20 protein-coding genes and 1 tRNA gene are annotated in these 21,959 nt (G+C 72.2%); 15 read left to right on the top strand and 6 right to left on the bottom strand.

What is annotated here, in order from left to right:
- The first annotated feature begins 86 nt into the window (after positions 1-86).
- The 3 genes from LC193_RS08760 to LC193_RS08750 all read left to right on the top strand — a co-directional run bounded on the left by LC193_RS08760 (position 87) and on the right by LC193_RS08750 (position 3,367).
- Positions 87-1,373 carry a glutamate-5-semialdehyde dehydrogenase gene (locus tag LC193_RS08760; protein WP_086160552.1) on the top strand — a complete coding sequence of 429 codons (1,287 nt, stop codon included), beginning with the start codon at positions 87-89 and terminating at the stop codon, positions 1,371-1,373.
- Between the two features lie 49 nt (positions 1,374-1,422).
- On the top strand, positions 1,423-2,061 hold the full coding sequence (locus tag LC193_RS08755) for an SCO2584 family spore wall biosynthesis protein (RefSeq protein ID WP_226073106.1): 639 nt from the start codon (positions 1,423-1,425) through the stop codon (positions 2,059-2,061).
- Positions 2,062-2,278: 217 nt separating this feature from the next.
- Positions 2,279-3,367 (top strand): SCO2583 family membrane protein, encoded by a 1,089-nt coding sequence (locus tag LC193_RS08750; RefSeq protein ID WP_226073104.1) that lies wholly within the window; start codon positions 2,279-2,281, stop codon positions 3,365-3,367.
- On the opposite strand, the gene LC193_RS08745 is transcribed toward LC193_RS08750, so the two are convergent.
- Positions 3,333-4,481, bottom strand: a complete 1,149-nt coding sequence (locus LC193_RS08745) for a M48 family metallopeptidase (protein WP_226073102.1) — start codon at positions 4,479-4,481, stop codon at positions 3,333-3,335. The two genes, LC193_RS08750 and LC193_RS08745, sit on opposite strands and share 35 nt — an antisense overlap.
- A gap of 134 nt (positions 4,482-4,615) precedes the next feature.
- Between LC193_RS08745 and LC193_RS08740 the strand changes: the two genes are divergently transcribed.
- The 7 genes from LC193_RS08740 (at position 4,616) to LC193_RS08710 (ending at position 8,952) form a co-directional block, all read left to right on the top strand.
- Positions 4,616-4,774 (top strand): hypothetical protein, encoded by a 159-nt coding sequence (locus LC193_RS08740; RefSeq protein WP_226073100.1) that lies wholly within the window; start codon positions 4,616-4,618, stop codon positions 4,772-4,774.
- Positions 4,775-4,785: 11 nt separating this feature from the next.
- Complete coding sequence (nadD, locus tag LC193_RS08735; RefSeq protein ID WP_226073098.1) at positions 4,786-5,409, top strand: nicotinate-nucleotide adenylyltransferase; 624 nt, start codon at positions 4,786-4,788, stop codon at positions 5,407-5,409.
- A gap of 21 nt (positions 5,410-5,430) precedes the next feature.
- On the top strand, positions 5,431-7,167 hold the full coding sequence (locus LC193_RS08730) for an LCP family protein (protein WP_226073095.1): 1,737 nt from the start codon (positions 5,431-5,433) through the stop codon (positions 7,165-7,167).
- A 75-nt stretch (positions 7,168-7,242) separates the two neighbouring features.
- Positions 7,243-7,674, top strand: a complete 432-nt coding sequence (gene rsfS, locus LC193_RS08725) for a ribosome silencing factor (RefSeq protein WP_086162346.1) — start codon at positions 7,243-7,245, stop codon at positions 7,672-7,674.
- A 23-nt stretch (positions 7,675-7,697) separates the two neighbouring features.
- Positions 7,698-8,315, top strand: coding sequence for a histidine phosphatase family protein (locus LC193_RS08720; RefSeq protein ID WP_264086261.1), 618 nt, complete (start codon positions 7,698-7,700; stop codon positions 8,313-8,315).
- A 235-nt stretch (positions 8,316-8,550) separates the two neighbouring features.
- Positions 8,551-8,784, top strand: coding sequence for a hypothetical protein (locus LC193_RS08715; RefSeq protein WP_226073093.1), 234 nt, complete (start codon positions 8,551-8,553; stop codon positions 8,782-8,784).
- Between the two features lie 95 nt (positions 8,785-8,879).
- Positions 8,880-8,952 (top strand) — tRNA-Ala (locus tag LC193_RS08710).
- A gap of 188 nt (positions 8,953-9,140) precedes the next feature.
- On the opposite strand, the gene LC193_RS08705 is transcribed toward LC193_RS08710, so the two are convergent.
- The 4 genes from LC193_RS08705 to LC193_RS08690 all read right to left on the bottom strand — a co-directional run bounded on the left by LC193_RS08705 (position 9,141) and on the right by LC193_RS08690 (position 12,354).
- On the bottom strand, positions 9,141-10,295 hold the full coding sequence (locus LC193_RS08705) for a site-specific integrase (protein WP_226073091.1): 1,155 nt from the start codon (positions 10,293-10,295) through the stop codon (positions 9,141-9,143).
- A 223-nt stretch (positions 10,296-10,518) separates the two neighbouring features.
- Positions 10,519-10,710: a hypothetical protein gene (locus LC193_RS08700; protein WP_226073089.1), complete on the bottom strand. Its 192-nt coding sequence runs from the start codon at positions 10,708-10,710 to the stop codon at positions 10,519-10,521.
- 274 nt (positions 10,711-10,984) lie between these two features.
- A complete protein-coding gene (locus LC193_RS08695; protein WP_226073087.1) occupies positions 10,985-12,019 on the bottom strand; it encodes a hypothetical protein in 1,035 nt (344 codons plus the stop codon).
- Positions 12,019-12,354, bottom strand: a complete 336-nt coding sequence (locus LC193_RS08690; RefSeq protein ID WP_226073085.1) for a hypothetical protein — start codon at positions 12,352-12,354, stop codon at positions 12,019-12,021. Before LC193_RS08690 ends, LC193_RS08695 begins: the two co-directional genes overlap by 1 nt.
- Before the next feature lie 233 nt (positions 12,355-12,587).
- Between LC193_RS08690 and LC193_RS08685 the strand changes: the two genes are divergently transcribed.
- From LC193_RS08685 to LC193_RS08675, 3 genes are all read left to right on the top strand, one after another.
- Positions 12,588-12,863 (top strand): restriction endonuclease subunit S domain-containing protein, encoded by a 276-nt coding sequence (locus LC193_RS08685; RefSeq protein WP_226073083.1) that lies wholly within the window; start codon positions 12,588-12,590, stop codon positions 12,861-12,863.
- A gap of 1,171 nt (positions 12,864-14,034) precedes the next feature.
- Positions 14,035-14,550, top strand: a complete 516-nt coding sequence (locus LC193_RS08680) for a DUF6573 family protein (protein ID WP_226073081.1) — start codon at positions 14,035-14,037, stop codon at positions 14,548-14,550.
- A 158-nt stretch (positions 14,551-14,708) separates the two neighbouring features.
- On the top strand, positions 14,709-16,196 hold the full coding sequence (locus tag LC193_RS08675) for a ParB/RepB/Spo0J family partition protein (protein ID WP_226073079.1): 1,488 nt from the start codon (positions 14,709-14,711) through the stop codon (positions 16,194-16,196).
- Positions 16,197-16,493: 297 nt separating this feature from the next.
- On the opposite strand, the gene LC193_RS08670 is transcribed toward LC193_RS08675, so the two are convergent.
- Entirely contained in the window at positions 16,494-16,838 is a 345-nt protein-coding gene (locus LC193_RS08670; protein ID WP_226073077.1) for a hypothetical protein, read from the bottom strand.
- 312 nt (positions 16,839-17,150) lie between these two features.
- Here LC193_RS08670 and mobF point away from each other — a divergent pair, with 312 nt between their 5' ends.
- Together mobF and LC193_RS08660 are read left to right on the top strand one after the other, a co-directional pair.
- Complete coding sequence (gene mobF / locus LC193_RS08665) at positions 17,151-21,362, top strand: MobF family relaxase (RefSeq protein ID WP_226073074.1); 4,212 nt, start codon at positions 17,151-17,153, stop codon at positions 21,360-21,362.
- Between the two features lie 112 nt (positions 21,363-21,474).
- Positions 21,475-21,882, top strand: coding sequence for a hypothetical protein (locus LC193_RS08660; protein ID WP_226073071.1), 408 nt, complete (start codon positions 21,475-21,477; stop codon positions 21,880-21,882).
- Positions 21,883-21,959 lie beyond the last annotated feature (77 nt).

The raw sequence follows: 21,959 nt of genomic DNA, 5'->3' as shown, positions 1-21,959 counted from the left end.
GCTCCCGCGGCGGGCGGGGGACCGTTCCCCGGCGTTCCCCGGGAAACGCGTCCCGGCGGCGCGCGCCCGGCGGCTACGCTTCACGTATGAGCGACTCAGCGGACTCGACCGGCACCTCACCCGTCCTCGTCACCGCACGCCGCGCCAGGGCGGCGGCGGCCGAACTGGCACCGCTGCCGCGCACGGCGCGGGACGCCGCGCTGCTCGCGGTCGCCGACGCGCTCACCGAGCGCGCGGCGGAGATCGTCGAGGCCAACGCGCGCGACATCGAACGCGCGCGGGCCGCGGGCACCGCGGACGCGATCGTCGACCGGCTGACGCTCACGCCGCGGCGGATCGCCGCCATCGCGGCCGACGTGCGGGACGTGGTGGCGCTGCCCGACCCGGTGGGCGAGGTCGTGCGCGGCTCGACGCTGCCCAACGGCCTGGAGCTGCGCCAGGTCCGCGTGCCGCTCGGCGTCGTCGGGATCATCTACGAGGCCAGGCCGAACGTGACCGTGGACGCCGCTGCGCTGTGCCTCAAGTCGGGGAACGCGGTGCTGCTGCGCGGCTCCTCCTCCGCCTACGCGTCCAACACGGCGCTGGTCGCCGTCCTGCGCGACGCGGTCGCGGGGGCCGGGCTGCCGGCGGACGCCGTTCAGCTGGTCCCGGGGGAGGGCCGGGAGTCGGCGCACGAGCTGATGCGCGCCCGCGGCCTGGTGGACGTGCTCATCCCGCGCGGGGGCGAGACCCTGATCCAGACCGTGGTGCGGGAGTCGACCGTGCCGGTGATCGAGACCGGCGTGGGCAACTGCCACGTGTACGTGGACGAGCTGGCCGACCTCGACATGGCCGTCGACATCCTGGTCAACTCCAAGGCGCAGCGCCCCAGCGTGTGCAACGCGGCCGAGACCGTGCTGGTGCACGCGGGCATCGCCGAACGGTTCCTGCCGCGCGCGCTCGCCGCGCTCACCGAGGCGGGCGTGCGGGTCCACGGCGACGAGGCGTGGCAGAAGGCCGGGCTCGACGCGGGCACCGAGGTGCTGCCCGCGACGGACGCGGACTGGGAGACGGAGTACCTCGGCTACGACATCGCCGCGGCCGTGGTGCCCACCCTGGACGCCGCGGTGGCCCACATCCGCCGCTGGACCTCGGGCCACACCGAGGCGATCGTCACGCGGGACACGGCGGCGGCCCGGCGGTTCGTCTCGCTGATGGACTCGGCGGCCGTCATGGTCAACGCCTCGACCCGTTTCACCGACGGCGGGCAGTTCGGCTTCGGTGCGGAGATCGGCATCTCCACGCAGAAGCTGCACGCCCGGGGCCCGATGGGCCTCCCCGAACTCACCTCGACCACCTACGTGGTCACCGGGGACGGCCACCTCAGGGAGTGAATTCCGGGCGGCCCTCCCGCTGCGCGCTCATTCCTTCTAGGCTGGACGCGTGCCGGACGACGTGGGGGGCCCGCCGTTTCGCGACGGCGACGGGCCCGACAGCGATGATCGCGGGGTAGCCGACGAGGTGTTCGCCGCCGTGGTCCTCGACGAGGACTTCGTCGAGGCCGCGGAGATCCACGAGCCGACCGCGGCCGAGCGGATCCTCTACGCGGCGATGGAGCGTGCCGAGGCCGAGGCGGCCTCCGAGCTGGGGTTCTACCGGGATCCCGATCTCGACCCCGGCACCTCGGACGGCCTGGCGGGGTTCGACGCGGACGGGGACCAGGACGACGAGGGGCGGTTCGACCGCTCCGACTACCTGCGCTACCTGCCGGACGAGGACGACGAGGACGGCCCGGCGCACGGGCCGCGTCCCGGGGCCGGCCGCGGCGAGCGCGGCGGACGGCCGGGCGGCGGCGAGGTGATACGCGGCCCTCGCGGGCGCGAGTCCCTGCCGCCGGCCTGGCGGCCCGCGCGGTGGCAGCGGCCCGTCGCGTGCATGCTCGCCATGGTGATGGGCATCAGCGTCATCGCCTTCGCCTTCATAGCCGTTCAGCGCGCCGGGCAGACGCCGGCCCGGGACGCGGAGCGGGAGGACGAGGAACAGACCGTCTTCGACGCCGAGATGCCCGACCACGGCCCCTGACCGCCCCGGGCGGACCGGCCCGGTTCCCGGGCCCGCGCGCGCCGTTCGCGCCGCGCGTCACCGGCCGCGCGCCCTCCACCCGCACCGCGCGCCGTGCGCCTTCCCGCACGGCTCACCGGTCGCGGCGCGCGCGGTACCACGCGCTCATGCGGCCGACGACGCGAATACGCGGCCACAAGGGCTTTTTCCACCTCGCGCGGCGACCTACGCTGGAGGGGTGGCCGGGCGTGCCGAGCCTCCGGAGGGGACTCCAGGAGGCGCCCCGGGAGCCGGGGACGAGGAGTACCAGTCGACCGTCTTCGACGAGTCGTTCGTCAAGGCTGCCCGCCTCCAGGAGTATTCCGCCCAGCAACGGCTGGAGGACCACACCACCGCGGTGCGCACGCGCGCGCCCGAGCCCGCGCCCGCCGGCGCGCGGGCGGTGCCGAGGCAGGGCATCGTCCTGGCCCTGATCATCCTGGCGGCCTTCGCCGCCGCCATCTACCTCGGCGCGAACAACCCGTACGGCGCTCCGCCCGCCCTGCGCGCCGACCGGCCGGCCGCGGTCACCGTCGCGCTCCTCCCCGAGGACGCCGTGCCGGCGGTCGATCCCGAGGGCCTGTACGCGGGCACCCCGGCCGAGGGCTACGGAGCGGGCGCCGGCGGCGTCGCCCTGCCCGACCCGCGGGCCACCGACCACTTCACGCGCGAGCAGGTGCTCACCGCCCTCACCCTGGCCAAGGAGTTCGTGGTCACCGGGGCGATGACCCCCGACGTGCTGACCGGCGCCACCACCGTGCCGGTGCGCGAGCTGCTCGGCACCGAGCAGCAACGGCAGTTCGACAGCGCGCTCAACGCCCAGGAGCCGCGCTCGGGCGCCGTCACGGACTGGCTCGTGCGGTTCGACGCGACCGAGGCCAGGCTGGTCGACCAGCAGGTGCGCGTCGACGGCGGGTTCACGTTCACGGAGATCGCCGATGACGTCCTCCAGGTCGACGGCCGCCACGTCTTCGTCTACGCGCTCCGTCCCGCGGGCGCGCCGGACGCGGACGTCTCGCTCTACACGGTGCAGCGCGAACTGCGGCTCCAGTTCGGCGAGAAGGAGCTGCGGGAGCGCACCGTCGTGCTGCGCCAGGCCGACACGCTGGCCGGGCCGATGGACTGCGCGGCCGACACCTCGTCGGCCCTGCGCCCGCTGTTCGCGGGCGAGCGGGCCGAGCCGCCCGCCACCGCGGGCACCGACCCGCACGACCTCGACGGCGAAGGCGCCGTGCTGTGCGGCACGTTCGCCGTCAGCGACCCGCCCGGCCCTCCTCCGGACCACTAGGGCCGCCGGCGTCCTCGCCGCTGCCGCTGCCTCCGCCCGCCGCCGTGTCGCGCGCGGAGCCGCCGCCCGCCGCGTCGCGCGCGGAACGGGCCGCGCCCGCCGCGAAGTCCCGCAGCCTGCCGCCCAGATGGCCGGCGCCGCCCGCCACGTCGTTCACGAGCTTGACCAACGGGTCCCTGCTCGTGCGCACCCGCTCCGTGAAGTGCGCCGCCGAGTCCCGCACCGAGCCGCTGACCGACGCGTCCCCGTCCTCCTCCCGCCGCGGGTAGTGGCCGTCCATGATCCGCTGGTAGTCCCGGCTCTGCGACCACGCGCGCAACTCGGCGGCCCGCACGACCGCGAAGGGGTGGCTGCGCGGCAGCACGTTGACGATCTTCAGCACCGAGTCCCGCAGATCGCCGCCCGCCTCGTACTCGTCGGCCTGTTCGAGGAAGGCGTCGACGTTCATCTCGTGCAGGTGGTCCCCGCCGGCGAGCTTCATCAGGCCGCGGATCGACACCTGCGGGTCCTGCCCGACGAGGAGCCCGGCGCGGTCGGCCGACAGCTCCGACTTGCGGAACCACTCGCGCAGCGACGTCACGATCGCCATGATCGCGAGGTTGCCGAGCGGGATCCACGCCACGCGGACGGCCATGTTCGTCAGGAACAGCAGCAGCGTCCGGTAGACCGCGTGCCCCGACAGGGCGTGCCCGACCTCGTGCCCGATGACCACGCGGGTCTCGTCCTCGTCGAGCAACTCGATCAGACCCGTGGTCAGCACGATGACCGGCTGGTCGAGGCCGACGCACATCGCGTTGGGCCGCGGGTCCTGGGTGACGTACATCGCCGGGACCTTCTCCAGGTCGAGCACCCAGCACGCGTCGAGCAGCATCTGGTGCAGGTGGGCGAACTGCCGTTCGCTCACCCGGACCGAGTCGGACAGGAAGAGCAGCCGCAGGCTGCGCTCGGGCAGCATGCCGCTGAGCGCCTTGAAGACCACGTCGAACCCGGTCAGCTTCCGCAGCGCGACCAGCGCGGAACGGTCGGCCGGGTGCTCGTAGGCGCGCGAGGACAGACCGGGGAACCGCGTTCTGCCCCGCCCGCCCCCGCCGCCGTCCTCGAAGCCGTCCGTCATGATGGAACCCCCTCGCTCCTCGCCCGGCTCTCCACCCCACCGCACGCGAGCAGCGGGGGCAAGAGGCCATGGCATAGTCCTCCGCATACGATGACACTGAGTCCCAGCAGCCCCGTTCCCGGATAGGTCCGCGTATGACGCAGCTCACCACCTCCCCCAGCGCCTCCGCCCTGCGCACCCTCGCGGAGGGGGGCCAGCACGACAGCCTCAACGCCTACGCCATCGGCGCGGGCGCACTCGCCGCGCTGCTCCTGCTCCTGTGGATCACGACGCGGCTCAACCGCGACCGCTAGGCGGGCCGGCCATGCAGGAGCCGATAGGGTCGGGCAAGCGGCGGCTCGGCGTGATGGGCGGGACGTTCGATCCCGTCCACCACGGTCACCTGGTCGCCGCGAGCGAGGTGGCGGCCCGTTTCCACCTCGACGAAGTGATCTTCGTGCCGACCGGCCGGCCGTGGCAGAAGGGCCACCGTGCCGTCTCCCCGCCCGAGGACCGGTACTTGATGACGGTCATCGCGACCGCCTCCAACCCGCAGTTCTCGGTGAGCAGGATCGACATCGACCGCGGCGGCAAGACGTACACCATCGACACGTTGCGCGATCTGCGGACCGAACACAGCGACGCCGACCTGTTCTTCATCACCGGCGCCGACGCCCTCGCACAGATCCTGGGATGGCGCGACGCCGGTGAACTCTTCTCACTCGCCCACTTCATCGGGGTCACCCGCCCCGGGCACGTCCTGGCCGATCCAGGACTTCCCGGCGGCGGGGTGTCCCTGGTCGAGGTCCCCGCGCTCGCCATCTCCTCGACGGACTGCCGCGAGCGGGTCGCCCGCGGCGACCCGGTCTGGTATCTGGTGCCGGACGGGGTGGTGCGTTACATCGACAAGCGGGCGCTGTACCGGGACCTCGCGGGACCGGATCGCTGAACGGACTGAAGGGCGGCAGTGGTGAACGACCGATACGACCCGTACGGTCAGCCCTACGGCTATGACGAGTACGGGCGTCCGCTCTACCCGGCCGCCGACCAACCACCGTCCGACCAGCAGGACTACGGCGCCGGAACGGGCCCGCAGCCCCCCGCGTGGGAGACCGGCCGGCCGGCCTGGGACGGCTACCAGGGCGGCTACGACGCCTACGCCGGATCCGGCGGCCACGGGGGGTACGGGTACGGCGACGCCTACGCGGGCCAGGGCGTTCCCGAGACCGGAGCCCAGCAGCCCGCCACCGGGACGTTCGACTACAGCACCGGGTACCAGCAGGCGGCTCCCGAGACCACCGCTCCCGGTCACGCGGCCGGATACGACCCCGGGTACGGCGCGGAGGCCGGCACCGCGGAGCAGCCGCCCGCCCCCGCCGCCCCCGGCGCCCCCGCCGAGATCTCCGGACCCGACCCGGCCGCGGCGGCCGTTCCGCAGCAGCGCAGGCCGCCGGACGACGACTACAGGACCGAGCAGTTCTCGTTCGTCGAGGAGCAGAACGACGACTCCGAGGACGTCATCGACTGGCTCAAGTTCAGCGAGAGCCGCACCGAGCGCCGCGAGGAGGCCAAACGCCGCGGACGCGGCCGGCTGCGCCTGCTGATCATCGCGCTGGTCGTCCTCGTGCTCGGCGGGACCGCGCTGCTGTGGGCCACCGGCCGGCTGCCCGGCCTCGGGGGCCCGGGCGAGGACGACGCCGCCGCGGCGCCCGAGGTGCGCGACGTGATCGTCGTCCACCTGCGGCAGACCGACTCGGACGAGACGGCGACGGCCCTGCTCGTCGCCAACGAGACCGACGGGACGGGCACCACGCTCCTGCTCCCCAACGAACTCGCCGTCACCCCCGACGGCGGCGCCACCACCCTCGGGCAGGCCGTCACGGAGGAGGCCGCGGGCTCGGTCCGCGACTCCCTCGGCACCCTGCTCGGCGCCGACATCAAGGGCACCTGGCGCCTCGACACGCCCTACCTGGAGATCCTCGTCGACCTGGTCGGCGGCATCACCGTCGACACCGACGCCGAGGTGGCGGGCGAGGAGGAGGGCGCGCCGCTGGTCGCCCTCGGCGAGGACGTGCCGCTGGACGGCAGGGCCGCCATCGCCTACGCCTCCCACCGGGGCGAGGACGAGGGGCAGGACGCGCAGCTGGCCCGTTTCGGCCAGGTGATGCACGCCGTCCTGATGAAGCTCCCCAGCGAGGAGGAGGCGGCCGTCCGGGTGGTGGAGAGCCTCACCCAGATCACCGACCCCTCGCTCACCGAGGACGACCTGGGCATCAGCCTCGCCCGGCTCGCCGGCTACGCCCAGGACGGCGCCCACACCACGGAACCGCTGCCCGTCGAGGCCGACGGCACGATCAGCGACGCGACCGCCGAGGGCCTGGTGACGGACGTGCTGGGCGGCACCGTGCGGAACACCGAGGCCGGCGCCGTGCCGCGCATCGGCATCCGGGACGCCACCGGCGGCGACGAGGCCCACCTGGAGACCGCCAGGATCGCGCTGGTCAACGGCGGCTTCACCGTCGCGGACAGCCGCCGGGTCGGCGAACCGGCCGGCGAGTCCGGCGTGACCTACGCCGACGAGGCCCACCTGGAGACCGCCAGGGAGGTGGCCGCGACCCTCGGGCTGCCCGAGGAGTCCGTCACCCAGGGTGAGGCCGCAGGAAATGCCGATGTGACGATCGTCCTGGGCGAGGATTATGAACCGTGACCGTCAGTGCGGCGTGAGACCCTGGAACAGACCGCCGGGACCGACGCCCGCGAGACCGAGGAGACAGCCGCACCCGTGACCGCAACGGACCGCGCCACCGAGCTGGTCGAGGCCGCCGCCCAGGCGGCGGCCGACAAGCTCGCGCACGACATCATCGCGTACGACGTCAGCGACGTGCTGGCCATCACCGACGCCTTCCTGCTCGCCTCCGCGCCGAACGACCGGCAGGTCAAGTCGATCGTCGACGGCATCGAGGAGCACCTGCTGAAGACGTTCGGCACCAAGCCCGTCCGCCGGGAGGGCGAGCGCGAGGGCCGCTGGGTGCTCCTCGACTACGTGGACATCGTGGTCCACGTGCAGCACGCCGAGGAGCGCGTCTTCTACGCCCTGGAGCGGCTGTGGAAGGACTGCCCGGCCATCGAGCTGCCCGAGGACGCCAAGGCCACCCGCGGCCGGGCCGCCGAGCACGCGCGCGAGACGGACACGCGGGGCGGTGAGGTCAGCTGACCGCCGAGGGCGCGCGGCGCATCGTGCTGTGGCGGCACGGGCAGACCGCGTGGAACGTGGAGCGTCGTTTCCAGGGCACCACCGACGTGGACCTGACGGAGACCGGCCGGGCGCAGGCCAAGCGTTCCGCCCGGCTGCTCGCCACCCTGGGGCCGCACGCCATCATCTCCTCCGACCTGCGGCGCACGCGTGACACCGCGGCCGAGCTGGCCGCCGTCACCGGCCTCGACGTCACGCACGACGAAGGGCTGCGCGAGACGTACGCCGGCGCGTGGCAGGGCCTGACGCACGACGAGATCATGGCCCGGTTCGGCGAGCAGTACGCGGCCTGGAAGCGCGGCGAGGCCGTCAGGCGGGGCGGCGGCGAACTGGAGACCGAGGTCGCCGACCGGGCCGCGCCCCTCGTCGAGCGGGCCGCCGAGAAGCTGCCACCGGGCGGCGTGCTCGTCGTCGTCAGCCACGGCGGCACCATCCGCACCACCATCGGCCGGCTGCTCGGCCTGCCGGCGTCGAGCTGGGAGGCCCTGGGCGGGCTGTCGAACTGCGCCTGGTCGGTCCTCGGCCAGGGCGTGCGCGGCTGGCGCCTGCTGGAGCACAACGCGGGCTCCCTGCCCGAGCCCGTCATCGGCGACGACGTCTGACCCACTCCGCGGGGGCCGGCCGCGCACGGGCGCCGCGGCCGGCCCGCCGCATCTGCCGGGTGTATCGATCCCGTCTCTCTTCGTGTGGAGAGAGGACCGCGAGGCTTATCGGGTAGTCGCTGACATGGCAGAATCGGCAGTGCGCCGGAGCGGGAGCCCGGCGCGAGTCGCCCGGCTCGACGGAGGGGTACGCCTCGTGTGCACAGCTCACAACCGAGGGTGGAGCTGACAGCGCGTGGGAGCACACAGCAGGAAGTGCGACTGGTGCGGCGCCGGCACCCCGATCGTCCGCGACCTCCAGCCGGTCAACGTCGCCTACCAGTACTGGTGCGTGGAGTGCGCTCGCGCGCTGATCATCAAGGGCGACCCCATCGAGATCTACCGCGAGCTGGAGGGCGAGCCGATCTACGGCCGTCTCCTCGACGAACACTGCGCCCTGAAACGCTTCTACTCCTTCGCCAGCGTCTGAGCGGGCCCCGCCGGACAAGCGATTTGGCAAAGGGCCCCGGTGCCCGTGTAGAGTAGGCATCGCCGCCGAGGGGGAAACCCGGAGGCGGACCACAAGGGGCTATAGCTCAGTTGGTAGAGCGCTTGCATGGCATGCAAGAGGTCAGGAGTTCAATTCTCCTTAGCTCCACAGGTCGCAGAGGCCCCCACCCGTGAGGGTGGGGGCCTCTGCGTGTCTGGCTGCGTGACTGACGTTGTCACCCCGGCTGCGGGTGCCCGAAACGCGGCCTTTGTCCGTCAACCTTTCGCGCCCGTTCCCCCGTCGAACTGCCTTCTACTTCCCGGGCCCGCTCATCTCCGCTGCTGGCCCGGGCTGGTTCAGCGTTGGAAGATGCGGTCCATGGTCAGTGCCCCGGTCTGGATGACGGGGCGGATCTGCTTGCGGTAGACCTTCTCGGTGGTCTCGGAGCTGGAGTGGCCCACGAGGCGGGCGATCTCCTCGACGGGGACGTCGTGGTCGGACAGCAGTGAGACGAAGCTGTGCCGCAGCTCCCTGGGGGTCCACTCGGCGGGGTCGATGCCGTCGGCCTTGGCGAGGGCGCGTCGGAAGGCGCGGCGGACGTTGGCGGCGTCCAGGACCGTGCCCGTGTCGGAGGCGAAGGCGAGGTTGTTGTCCTGCCACCGCTCGCTGGCGGCCTGTCTCTGCCGTTCTTGTGCACGGCGGTGCTGGCGCAGGGCGGAGCGGCAGCGGTCGGGCAGGGCCAGCGTGCGCCGGGATCGACGGGTCTTGGTGTCGCCGCTTCTGCGGACGGAGTGCCATACCGCGATGTGCGGGGGCACGGGCGGATCGGCGTGTGGGCGTCCTTCGAGGTCGACGTGGTCCCAGGTGAGCGGGCGCAGTTCCTCGGTCCGGGCTCCGGTGAGGAGCGAGACGGTGATGTAGGCGTGCATCGGGTCGTTCTCGACGGCCTTGAGAACGGCTGCGGCCTGGGCGAGCGTTATGGCTTTGGATGGCCTCCCCGGCTGCCCGGTGGGCACGGCGCACAGGGTGACGACGTTGCGGCTCAGCTTTCCTCGGACCACGGCGCGCTGCACCGATCGGTTCAGGCAGGAGTGGATGCTCTGGAGGGTGCGGGTGCTGAGCGTTCGCGCCTTGGATGCCAGCCATGTGTCGATGTCGTCGACGCCGAGTTCGCGCAGTCTGCGGTGGCCCAGACCGGGGATGACATGTGTGCGGCACAGGACGGTGTACAGCTTCACCGTCTCGGGGTCCTTCCCCGCGAGGCCGTACGCCAGCCAGTTGGTGACCGCATCCGCGACGGTGCAGTCGGTCGAGTCGAGTCCGAGGTCGGCCCCGTACTCGTTGAAGAGTTCCTTGAGTTTGTTCTTGGCCTCGGTTCTGGTCCTGGCGCTTCTGCGCCTGACGACGCGTTTGCCGGCGCTGTCGTATCCCAGGCTCACGGTGGCGATCCAGCGTCGGCGCCGGGCGTCCCAGTGCAGGCCGCCGTCTCCTCGGTCACGGCGCGCGCTCATCGTTCTCCTCCGGCTTCGCGTTCGAGGATTGCGGTGAACTCGTCGAGAACGGAGGCGGGAATGCGCCGGGATTGCCCCTGGTGGGCCCTCCGCGGGCGGCCGGTCCGCATCAGGTCGTGCACGACGGAGCGGCTGAGGTGGTGCAGTTGGACCGCTTGCGACACCCGGTGCGGGAACGGGGCATCGGGCGCGGTGCGTTCGACGGCCGGAGGCCGAGGCCCTGTCACCGGGGCTCCAGATCGAAGACGACCGTCGCACGGACGGTGCTGCCGGTCGGCGCGAGCTGGTGTGCGGCGCAGTGGACCAGGGTGGTCCCACGCGAGCCGTCGGCACAGCGCAGGCCGGTGGTGATGGCGACGGTGCGGAAACCGCCGCAGTTCGAGCACGGTGGCAGGGCAGAAGTGGACTCGGGCATGATGGGGGCTTCCTTCTCGAATCGACGTGGTTCGGGTGAGGAGGGCCCCGCCGGGCGGCGGATGCTTGGCGGTATCAGGGCCGCCCCGCGGGGCCGACCGGTGGCTTTCTTCCACCGGCTGCTGGTATTCGGTGCGTTCGCGCTGCCGCGAAACGCGCGGTCGCATTCACGATTGTTTGTGGACCGGCGCACCCTGGGCGGTAGCCTCGCTGCCGCCCGGGTCGGCGATTCACTAAGTCTGCCTATCGGGGCAGTAATGCCCCTCAACGCATGTTTATGAAGGCCGGGTGCTGCCGTGCGGTGCCGAGCCGATCCTGTCCCGTGCGCGCCGAGAATCCGACCGGGGCGACCATGGCGTTCCACCCGGTGACCGCGTCGACTGCGCGGAGTCCGCGTGGTCGGCACGCTCGGAGGAGCGGGGGCCGGCGTCGGCCAACCGTCCCAGTTCGGCCAGCAGACTCCTCGCGCTCGACCACGAGACGCCCACGCGATTGGCGACGAAGTTCGGGCTGAGGGTCGGCCGCCCCGGCGCCAGGGCCCCGACTTCCCGGAGCAACTCCCGCCGCGTCCTTCGGGCCCTCGGTCTCGCCCTGACCGGGGCAGGGCCCGGACTCGCGCCGGCGGTGCTGCTCGGCGTCCCGGTCGCGGCCGGTGCCGCTTCCGTTCGGGCTGCCGCGGGAGTCGGGCTGGCGTCGGGCCCCCGACCTGCCTTCATCGGTGCGGCGGTGTTCGGGGTGGCGCCGACGAATCCTGACGCCTTCGCGGAGTCGGCTCCGACCAAGCGTGGACTCCCGGGGCCCGCGGTCTCGCCGTCGGCGATTTCCACCCCGCGATCCATCAAGCCGGCCAGCAACGCCCATCCGCCGCCGCAGGCCACGGCGGCCACGACCATGGTGATGACGGTGTCGGCGTTCTCCCCGTAGTGGATGTGGGCCCCGACCTCGACCCCGTACCCGGCGGCCGTGGCCGCGGCGCCGCTGGCCATGATCCACGGCCGTCGCAGGATCGAGTTCAGCACCATGGTTGCCTCGCCCACGATGATGAAGGCTTGGACGGCGACGGGAACCGCCCACGTGGCTCCGGGCAGCGAGCCCGGGCGGTCAAGGTAGGTGTGCAGTGCCATGACGGTCACCCACCCCGTCCAGGCCGAGGTGATGAGCAGGGTGACGAGCACCAGTGGCAGAAGAACCGTGAACGTGCTGGTGGCGATGACGGCCATCTGGGTGCGCACGCGTTCCTGTACCGGCGGGATCGTCGCCGGGCAGTCGAATGCGGCGTTGCCTTCCGTTCCGTGGCCGCGTGGCGACATCACTGCCCCTCCTTGGGGCGGTTGCCCGACGGCCAGATGCGGAACCCGCAGCGGGAGCGCAGTGGACAGCCGTCGCAGACAGCGGCGGCATCCAGACGGTCCTCGTAGGTGACGCCGGCGCCGGCGTCCTCCACGAGCTCGAAGAGTTCCGTGTGCTCGGAGCAGGCTGCCTTCCCATAATCGCTGGTGGGCACGGTGCGCACGGCCTTCTTGCTGCGACGGGACATCGCTGCCGTCGTGGTCGCCGGGCGCGCGGTCGGTGCGGTGGCCGACTTCCCTCTGCTTGGCGGGTGTTCGTCGGGCTGTTGGTCGTCGGCGGCGCTAATCTCGCGCATGGCCTTTCTCCTCAGTGCTGGTGAGGTACGGGCCAGGCCCCTCGGCCGGCGGTTGCGACGCCGGCCAAGGGGCTGCTTGCTGTCATGAAGCAGTCGGCCCCTGATATGCAATCTCAGATTGCATATCGAGGATGCAAACAGAGTCTGCATTGGCTGAGCAAGCGTCGAGCCGGGAGTTCACACGTACGGGGGAGCGCAACACCGGAGGGCGCGCCCGCTGGCACCATGTCGGTGTGACCGATGAGCCGACCGCAGAGCAGCAGGCCGCGATGGACGAGCTGGATCAGCTCTCGGCCGACTACGACGAGGCACTGAACCGCCTTGAGGACGCGCGAGACCGGTTGGCTCAAGGGGTGATCCGGCACCTGCGCAGCCGCACCCTGCGCCCTGCGCAGGTCGACGCCCATGTGCCGTGGGACCGCAACTACGTGGCCAAGATCGCCCGCAAGGCCGGTGTTCCCCCACTGAGGGAGTCGACGGTGACCCGTCGCCGTGGCGAGACGAAGTAAGGGCGACGGTCGGCTGATCGCGGACTGCCACCGCGCGGCTGACGGGATCGTTCGATACCCGCGGTCACAGCCCTGCGGGCATCGCTACTCGTGGCCGGCGTGCGCAGCGAGGGCCTGAGCTGCGGCGAGGGCCGCCATTCGAGCTTCCGGACGACGTGTCGATGCCGTTGTTTGCGCTACCGCCCGGTCCTTCGGCCACCGCGTCGCCGCTGTCCCGTACCAGCCCCTGCACGGACCCGCCACCGGTGCCTTCGATCCCGGTATTCGTAGCGTCGCCGTCCTGCGCCCGGCACGCCGACCGCCGCATCGAGCAGCCCCTGGCCCTGTCGTCGATGCCTTCTACTCCACCGCAGGAGGACCGTGCCCCGGTCCCGATCACCCCGTCCGCCGCCTCGCGGTCGTCGGCGCCGACCAGCATGTCTCGTCGGTGCCACCTCTCGAAAAGAAGGCGCACAGGTCGGTACGTCCCGCCTCGTACGGCCGCGAGCCAGTGAATTCGTGGGAATGAGGCGACGCACCCCGGCCCCTTGCAGTGTTTTGGCAATCTCGTCGCGGATTCTGGTGCCGACCTGGTGATCGTGGGCCGGCCCGGCCGAACGGTCCAGCCGACATCGGGGCACGGGAATTTGCGGGTAGCTGGCAGAATGCAAACTGCCGGGAAAGCGTGCCGGAGGGGGAGTGATTGTGGCCGCTCCGCATGGTGAAAAGAGCGAACCGCCGAGACGTGCTGCGGCATCCGTCGGCGGCCTACGTGGCTGGTCCTCGCCCGGGTGCGGGGACGTCCGAATGACCGGTCAAGGCCGGCTACGGGGGAGGGGGGCTGGCGGGCTGGCCTGCGTCGGTGAGGAAACGGGCGCTGCGTGGGCTGAGCGCCGTCCCGCCGTCCGCGCTGGTGCGGCCCGTCATCGACGGTGGTGGCGGGCGGCGGTGGGCAGGCGTCAAAGAAGCAGCTGCTGCCGCTCCCCTCATTACCCTTCGCGGGAACGGCTGGGCGTCGCTTTTATTTCCATTCCCGGTGACGCAAGCCGAGTCGGCGCGTCTTCGGAATCGATAGGGTGAATGTGCCTTGATTTCCGCCAAGAATGTCGGCGGAATCGGTAGAATTCTCTTGTTGGAGCCGGTTGGCCCCGGATTCAGCCAGCATTGTGAACTCACCCCAGCAGGAGAAGTCGTGACTCATTCACCCTCGCCCGAGAACGGCGAATCTCAACAGGCGGCGGAGATCGGTGCCGACGCCATGCGTCGGATGCCCGAAAGGCCGGGTGGCTCGCGCGGCCCTGTCCGCCTGCACCCGATCTTCGGCATCAGCGCTCACTCGCGGGCCGAGGCCATCGAGGACGGAGTCCTCGTTCCCGTGGACGAGGGAATCGCTCGCGAGGCCGGGTTCGGTGTGCCTCTGGCTCTCACTGCCGCCGCCTACGAGGACTGCGTGGCCTGGAGCGACGAGGACAATGAGCGCAAGGGCATGTACCAGGACGAGGCCGGGCGCCTCTGGGACGTGCTGACCATGGTCCGTGTCGCCGTGCGTCGCGCAGGCGGCCGGGGACGCCGTTGCGTCGTCGAGGTCCACCGCGTACCGCGTTCCGGACTCGTACGGGCCGCACGGCACACCCGACTGGTGGCCCAGATCGGCCCCGGTGATGCCGGAGAGCTGGTGATGACCGTCATGCGTCCCTACGAGGACTGAACCCCCGCACCGGCCGGGCGGCAGTTGGCCCTGTCGCCCGGCCGCGTCGAACCGCACCCCAAGACGAGAAGTGAAGGGCAACTGTGATGAGTACTCCGACGAAGAACACCGCCCCTCGATCACCGAGGAAGACACCGCTCCGGGCAGTTCCCGGAGCGGTGACCGAGCCCGGGCCCGCCGGGAAGCAGACCGTTCGGCATGACGTCGGACGTCTGGACTACCTGGACCCGCACGACCTGACGGTCGACCCGTTCAACCACCGGAAGAAGCGGCAGGCCGGAGACCCGACCGAGCCCGACCCGAAGTTGGTGGCGAGCGTGAAGGCCGCCGGAGTGCAGGTACCCCTGCTGGTCCGGCCGCAGGCGGACGGCGTCACCATGGGGGTGATCTGGGGACAGCGGCGGCTGGGCGCGGCGTTGATCGCCGCTGCGGAGGCGAAGCGTAAGAAGCAGCCGTACGCGCTCGTGCCGTGCCTGGTACGCGAGGACCTGGCGGGAGCGGATGACGAGGCATTGGTCGCCAGCATGGTGGAGAACACGCACCGGATGTCGGCCAGCGAACGCGACGACGTGGACGCCTTGACGCAGCTCTCGCTCATGGAGTTGACCGACGCCAAGCGCACTCGGCACGCCGCCGCGCTCGGGTACCGGCCGGTCGAAATCCGGGCGGCCAACCGGGCGGCCAAGCTCGACGACTCAGCGTTGGCATCGGTGATCGCGGCGGAGTTCGATCTGGTCGAGGCCGCGGACTACGCGGACGTGAGCAGCGTTCCGGGCGCGTTGCCCTCGTTGTCCCGCGCCAAGGCGGCGGACCGCGAGGAGGGCAAGGGACGACGCGGCCACTGGGCGCACGCCTTGCAGCGACTGCGGCAGGAGAAGGAGACGGCGGCCAGGCGGGCGGAAGCCGTGGCCAGGTTGAAGGCATCCGGAGTCCAGCACGTCGCCCACCACCACTACTGGGGCCACGGAACCGCACGGCCGCTGGCCGACCTGCGCACCGCACTGGGCAATGCCCTGACGCCCGAGCGCCACGCCACCGACTGCCAGGGGCACGCCGCCGCGCTGGACCCGGAGACCTGTGAGCCGGTCTACGTGTGCGTCGAGTGGAAGAAGCACGGCCACCAGCTCGACGAGGACACCGTCGGAAAGGAGAAGGCCGAGCCCGCGTCGAGTCGGGTCGAGGCGGTGGCCGAGCGCAGGCGCGTCATCGCCTACAACCGGGCATGGAGAGCCGCCCGCGAGGTGAGGTCGGCGTTCATCACGGAGCTGTGTGCCCGCAAGACGGCCTCCGACGCGGCCTGGGCGCTGATCCTGTCCACGATCACCAGCGGCAGCGACTCCCACGCGCGGTACACCGGCAGGCGCAGCACGACTCTGACCGCGCGGTTCCTCGGCATCGCGGAGGCCGATGACGCCGAGCGGTTCGATCGGGTCGTTGCCCGGACGGGCAGGAGTCGCCGCTGGCGTCCGCTGCTCGCCCATGTCGCCGCCGTGATGGAGACGGAAGTCATGGGTGATCGTGCCTGGCGCAAACCGAACGGCCAGCTCCGCGCGTGGCTGGGTTTCCTCGCCGCCGAGGGCTACACCCTCAGCGAGATCGAACAGGAGATGCGCCGAACGTCGGAGACATCCGCGTCCCGACCGTAGAACGGCGGCAATGGAACGGCGGCCGTCCGTCAATGACGGACCTCCGAGGAGGCTGGCCCGGCCGCCGTTCCTTGTGAACCACACCCCGTCGGAAGGACAGGCGCGCGGAAGCCGCAGTCTATCCACCCAACGCCCACGCGGCGAAAAAGAACGTGGCGCGTTGCCACGGGCTGGTCCACGCGAAACGCGAACGACTCGCGAGGCTCAGGGAAGGACGAATCATCTCCGTTTCGTGCCGCAGCCGCGAGTGACAGTCGGCTGATCGCGGCGTGCCCTTACTGCACCGGAAAGGGCCGCTCACGACCGAGCGGCGGTTCCGGCGCCGATTCCGTTCGGTGCCGGTGCCGCCTGCTCGACTTGCGCAGTCCGCCGATGCCGCCGTTGATGGGCCCGCACATCCTTCGCGTCGAACGGCGTCATCTCGGCCAGCGCATCGACCGAACCGAACACTGTGACGCCGTGCGCGACCGCGCACGCGACAGCCGCCTCCGCCTGGCGCAGTCGCTCCAAGGCGGTGTCGATGTCGTTGAGCGCCGCGAGCTGTGCCTGCTGGCGTCGTCTGAATTCCTTGCGTTCGTTCTCCTGGCGTTCCCGCAGACGGCTTCTGCGCTCCTGCACGGCCGTGTCGTTTCGCGATGCCATGCGGACATCGTGCGCCGCCGGGTCCGACGGGCGGAGACAACGCGCCTGGCGCGGCCCGGCACGTCACCTGTTCGGTGACGTTGATCCAGCGGTCAGAGACAGAAACAGCGAAAACAAGAGAAGTGAGCAGCCAGTTCACATCAGCACCCATGTAATCGACAAACGACAAGTGATCAGCCATCGAAAGGTCATCGTTTCCAGGCGATCTTTCCAGGCGATCTTTTCAGGCACACCGTTTGCACTTCCGCGTCCTCCGTCGAACGCCACATATGATCGCGCCGTGATCAGTCACGCGGGTGCCGGTGGTCTTCGGTGATCACGTTGCATCCCATCAGCGCCGGTTCCGGTATCGACTACCTGCTGCGCACGGTCGTCGCCGGGGATGTGACGCTGGGTCGGCGCGAGGCGGCCGCCTACTGGGCGTCGGGTGGTGACACGCCGGGGCGGTGGCTCGGGCGTCAGGCGGCGGGGCTGGGGCTGCGCGGGCAGGTGGCGCAGGCGGATGCGGACGCGCTGTTCAAGGACGGCGTCGACCCGGTGTCGGGGCGTGCGCTGGGGCGGGTGTGGCCGCGGTACCCGACGGCCGAGGAGCACTGGGCCGCGCTGCTGGCCGCCGAGCCGGACGCCTCGGCCGCGCGCCGCGCGCAGCTGCGGGAGCGGGCCGAGAAGGTGGGCAACCGCACGGCCCGTTCGGGGTGGGAGATGGTGTGCTCGCCGGTCAAGAGCTTCGCCGTGCTGTGGGGCACGGCCGACGACGCGACGCGTGCGCGGCTTGAGGAGGTGGAGCGCGCGGCGTTCCGGGAGGTGTTCGGCCGGCTGGAGCGGGAGGCGTGCTGGACGCGCACCGGTCCTGGCGGGGTGGTGCAGCAGCGCGGGCAGGGGCTGATCGCGGCGGGTTTCGAGCACCGTTCCAGCCGGGCCGGGGACCCGGACTGGCACCGGCACGTAGCGATCTCCGCGAAGGTGCGGACCGCCGACGGCAGGTGGCTGGCCCTGGACGCCCGGCACCTGCACCGGCTGGTGGTCTCCCTCTCCGCGCAGTACACGGCCGAGATCGAACGCGGCATGCACGCGGCCTTCGGCGTACTCGCCGCACCCCGCGCGGACAGCATCCGGCCGGACAAACGCCCGGTGCGCGAGTTCCTCGGCGTCCCCGACACCGTGATCCGCGCCTTCTCCGCCCGCCGCGCCCAGACCGAACGGCACCTGACCGCGCTGCTCGACGAGTTCCGGGAAGTGCGGGGGCGTGAGCCGTCGCGCGCCGAGGAGTACGAACTGGCCCAGCGGGCGGCCCTGACCGCGCGCCCCGACAAGTACGCCCGCTCCGTCGATGGTGAGCGTCGGCAGTGGCGGGCCAAGGCGAAGAAGCTGGGCATCCGGCGGCCGGAGCGTTGGCTGGAACGCGCCCGGCGCACCTCGCGTGCCGCTGCCCGCGAACGCGGACGGCAGGGACCGCTCGCGGAGGTCGTCGACCGTGTCCTCGCCACGCTGGAGGGCGAACGCGAGTCTTGGACCCGCGCGAACGCGGAGGCGGAGACCTACAGGCAGTTGGTGGCCGTTGGCCGGCACCTCCAGCCGGGCTGGAACGGGCTGGTCGACCGCGTCGTGGAGCACGTTCTGCACCCGGACCGCTGCGAGCTGATCTCCCCGCCCGAGCCCGTCCCCGTACCCGGCGCGTACCTGCGCGAGGACGGCAGTCCGGTGTTCGTGCAGCACGGCGCGGCCCGCTACACCAGCCACACGCTCAAGGCGATGGAAGCCGACCTCGTCGAGGCCGCGCGGCGCCCGTGTCCGGTCGTTCGGCTCTCCCGTGACCGGATCGACATGGCACTCGCGGCGGGCGACGAACGGCGCGGGTTCGTGCCGTCCGCCGAACAGCGCCGGATCGTGGACGGCGTGTTCACCGGCGACCGCCGCGTGCGGGCCGTCGTCGGCCGGGCCGGCACCGGCAAGACGACCATCATGGCCCTGGCGCGGGAGGTCGCCGACGCGCACGGCATCCCGGTGCTCGGGCTGGCCGGCGGGCAGGTGCAGGCCGACACCCTTGCCGAGCGCGCCGGTATCCGCGCGGAGAACCTGGCGCGCTGGCGGTTCATGTCCGAAAGTTACGCGCCCGGCAGCCCGGAATGGACGCTGCCGTCCGGCGTGCTCGTCATCGTCGATGAGGCCGGGCAGGCCGACACAGGCACCCTGCACGCCGTCATGCGGCAGGTCGAGGCGGCCGGTGGACGCATGCTGCTCATCGGCGACCCGCGCCAGCTCGGCGCGTCCGGCGTTGGTGGCGCCCTCGATCTCATCTCCGGCGAGGCCGGCTGCCTGCGGCTGACCGAGGTGCGCCGGTTCCGCGATGCGGACGGCAGGCCCCGCCGCTGGGAGATCGACGCCGCCGAGGCCCTCTCCCGCGGCGACGGGGACGCCTCCTGGCGCGCCTACGGCGATCGGGGCCGCCTGCACGAAGGCCCGGAGGAGGCCCTGCTGCGCGAGGCGTTCGCGGCGTGGCGGTGGGACACGGCCGAGGGGCTCACGAGCATCCTGATCGCCCCCACCAACGCGCTCGCCGCCCGCCTCTCCCACACGGCCAGGACAGCCCTTGTCGCCGAGCGAGCCGTCGACGACCAAGTCACCGTCGAACTGTCCGACGGCAACCGGGCCGGGGTCGGCGACCAACTCGTCACCCGCGCCAACGACCGCCGCCTCACCTGCCGCAACCGGCCGCGCCAGTACGTGCGCAACGGCGACATCTGGACCGTCACCGCCGTCACCGGGGACGGGCAGCTCGAAGTCCGGCACGGCCGCACCGGCGGGAGGCTCACCCTGCCGCGTGCCTACTGCGCGGCCAGCACCGAACTCGGCTACGCCCTCACCCACACGCGCGCCCAAGGCGTCACCGTGCACACCGGGCACGCGCTCATCGTGCCGGGCATGGACCGCAACGGCGCCTACCCCGCCCTCACCCGCGGCTCGTTGGAGAACCACGCCTACCTCGTGTGCCGCGGCCCCGCCGATCCCGAGACCGGCGCACCCGCCACCGACATGACCGGGCGGCAGCTGTGGGCGTCCGTCGTCTCCCGCGACGGCACCGGGCGCTCGGCCACCGCACGCCAGCGGGCCGCGTTCGAGGAAGCCGAGTCGCTGCGCACCCACGAGCCGCGGCTGCGACAGGTCCTGCGCGACATCGCCGAAGCCGACACGGTGCGGGCCCTGGCCGACCTGCTCGGCCCGCCGGCCGCGCACCAGCTGTCGACGGCGCCGGCCTGGCCCGCCCTGCGCGACCAGATCCAACGTCTCGCCGACGCCGGAATCGACACCGACCGCCTGCTGCGGCGCACCTACGTCCAGGGGAGCTTCCGGACGCGCGACGGCGACGCCGTTTCGGACGCGGCGGCCATCCTCCACGCGCGCAACCGCCGCGCCCTCACCCCGGAAGAAGGCGGGACGCCGACCGCGTTCCGCCTGTCCGACGCCCGGCGCCCGGCCACCGCGACCACCTACGAGACCGTCCCGGCCACCGACACCGGCGACCTCCTGTCAGCCCTCGGTCTGCGCCTCCCCGCCGACGCCACCGGCGACGACCGGCACACCTACGCCCACGCCCTCGCACACCAGCTCACCGAACGCGCCACCGCCCTCGCCGAGCAGGCCCGCGACGACGCACAAACCGGTCACGGCTGGGCGGCTGCCTACGGTCCCGAGCCGGCCGACCTCGCCGATGCTGTCGCCTGGCGCGACCGCGTCGCCGCCGCGGCGGCCTACCGCGACATCGCCGACTACCGCGGCGCCGACCCCACGGGCCCGGCGCCGCTGCCGGAACACAGCAACCACCGCGCCCTGTGGCGAGCGGCCCAGGCGACCGACGAGCCACCGCCGCTGCGCGCCGCGCGGCTGGCGGCCGAGGCACCCACCTGGCTCGACTCGTTCGGCCCGCGCCCCGCGGCCGGTGACCCCAGGCGCGGGGTCTGGGACGAGGCGGTACACGCGACCGCCACCTACCGGGCCCTGTGGCAGTTCGGGGCGGAGGACAACCGGCTCGGCGGCATCCCCGACGAACCGGTCCAGGCAAGAGACCACGCCGTCGCACGCCGGGCCGTCGCCCGGTGGCGCCTCGCCTCCACGGCCCAGGAACCCGCGAAGACCGACCGCGTGACCGCGGCGCGGGCCGCGGCCGACCGCCTGTTCACTGCCGAGCGCGCCGCGGAACAGGCGGCTCGGGCAGCCCAGGACGCGGCCAACCGCGCCGCCGTCGCCGCCGCTTCGAGCAGGCCAGGTGCGGCCGGCGCACACGCCGATCTCGCGCGGCGGGCCGCGCGGGCGCGGCTTCGGGCCGAGGAGGCGGCAGCGGAACGCGACGCGGCTCGCCAGCGGGCCGAACGGCCGGCACCGGCCGCGGGCACCGCGGAACGCCGCGCACGGTCCGCGGTCGACGCCCGCCTCGACGACGCCTACGGCCTGCCGCGGAACGGAGAACCTCCGGCTCGCCCAGCCCGCCACCCCGGCGCGCGGCGCCCGGACACGCCCAGCATCTGACCGGAGAACGCGCGCCGCCGACGTGCGACTCATGTCCGGAGCACTCCGGGAACTCACGTAGAGTGAACAGAGGAGAGCGGATTGTCGCGGGTTTCGGTGAGAGGTGCAGGACGTGACCACCCTGATGTCGCTGGAGGATGTGTCCGCCGCGTTGGAAAGCGCGGACGCGGTCGAGGTCATGACCGCGTCCTGGGAGGCGTTCAATATGGGAGAGCGGATCGCCGACGCCGCGGCCTTCGAAGAGGGCTTCGACGAACTCCAGGCCGCCGTCGCCGCGCAAGTCTGCGTGCGGGGGCAGACATTGCTGCCGCTTCCTGCCGACGGCGCGCCCGTCCCTCTCCCCGGGCCGCCTACGGCGAGCGCGGATGCCTGCGCGGTGTTGCTCCGCACCGTGCACAGGAGCCTGTCCGCCCTGGCCCGGACTCCGGAAGTCCCGGATGAGGCCCGCGACTCCCTGGCGAGGGCCGCGTCGCTGGCCGAAGACGGTGCCGCCTGCCTGAGCGCGTTGCGGACCGCGTAGCCGTGACGGTCACGCTGGGTTCGGCGTTCGACGCCTCGGCGCACGCATTGCGAACGGCCGCACACTCGTTGCCCGAC

Origin of the sequence: Streptomyces marincola (assembly GCF_020410765.1) — a bacterium.
Taxonomy (GTDB): Bacteria; Actinomycetota; Actinomycetes; order Streptomycetales; family Streptomycetaceae; genus Streptomyces; species Streptomyces marincola.
Note: the sequence above shows the minus strand (reverse complement) of the source record. Positions and strands in the feature narration are given on the sequence as shown.

Coding starts and splice junctions, on each gene's coding strand:
- LC193_RS08760 (WP_086160552.1), top strand. CDS start 87: ATGAGCGACTCAGCGGACTCGACCGGCACCTCACCCGTCCTCGTCACC.
- LC193_RS08745 (WP_226073102.1), bottom strand. CDS start 4,481: ATGACGGACGGCTTCGAGGACGGCGGCGGGGGCGGGCGGGGCAGAACG.
- LC193_RS08740 (WP_226073100.1), top strand. CDS start 4,616: ATGACGCAGCTCACCACCTCCCCCAGCGCCTCCGCCCTGCGCACCCTC.
- nadD (WP_226073098.1), top strand. CDS start 4,786: ATGCAGGAGCCGATAGGGTCGGGCAAGCGGCGGCTCGGCGTGATGGGC.
- LC193_RS08705 (WP_226073091.1), bottom strand. CDS start 10,295: ATGAGCGCGCGCCGTGACCGAGGAGACGGCGGCCTGCACTGGGACGCC.
- LC193_RS08700 (WP_226073089.1), bottom strand. CDS start 10,710: ATGCCCGAGTCCACTTCTGCCCTGCCACCGTGCTCGAACTGCGGCGGT.
- LC193_RS08695 (WP_226073087.1), bottom strand. CDS start 12,019: ATGTCGCCACGCGGCCACGGAACGGAAGGCAACGCCGCATTCGACTGC.
- LC193_RS08690 (WP_226073085.1), bottom strand. CDS start 12,354: ATGCGCGAGATTAGCGCCGCCGACGACCAACAGCCCGACGAACACCCG.
- LC193_RS08670 (WP_226073077.1), bottom strand. CDS start 16,838: ATGGCATCGCGAAACGACACGGCCGTGCAGGAGCGCAGAAGCCGTCTG.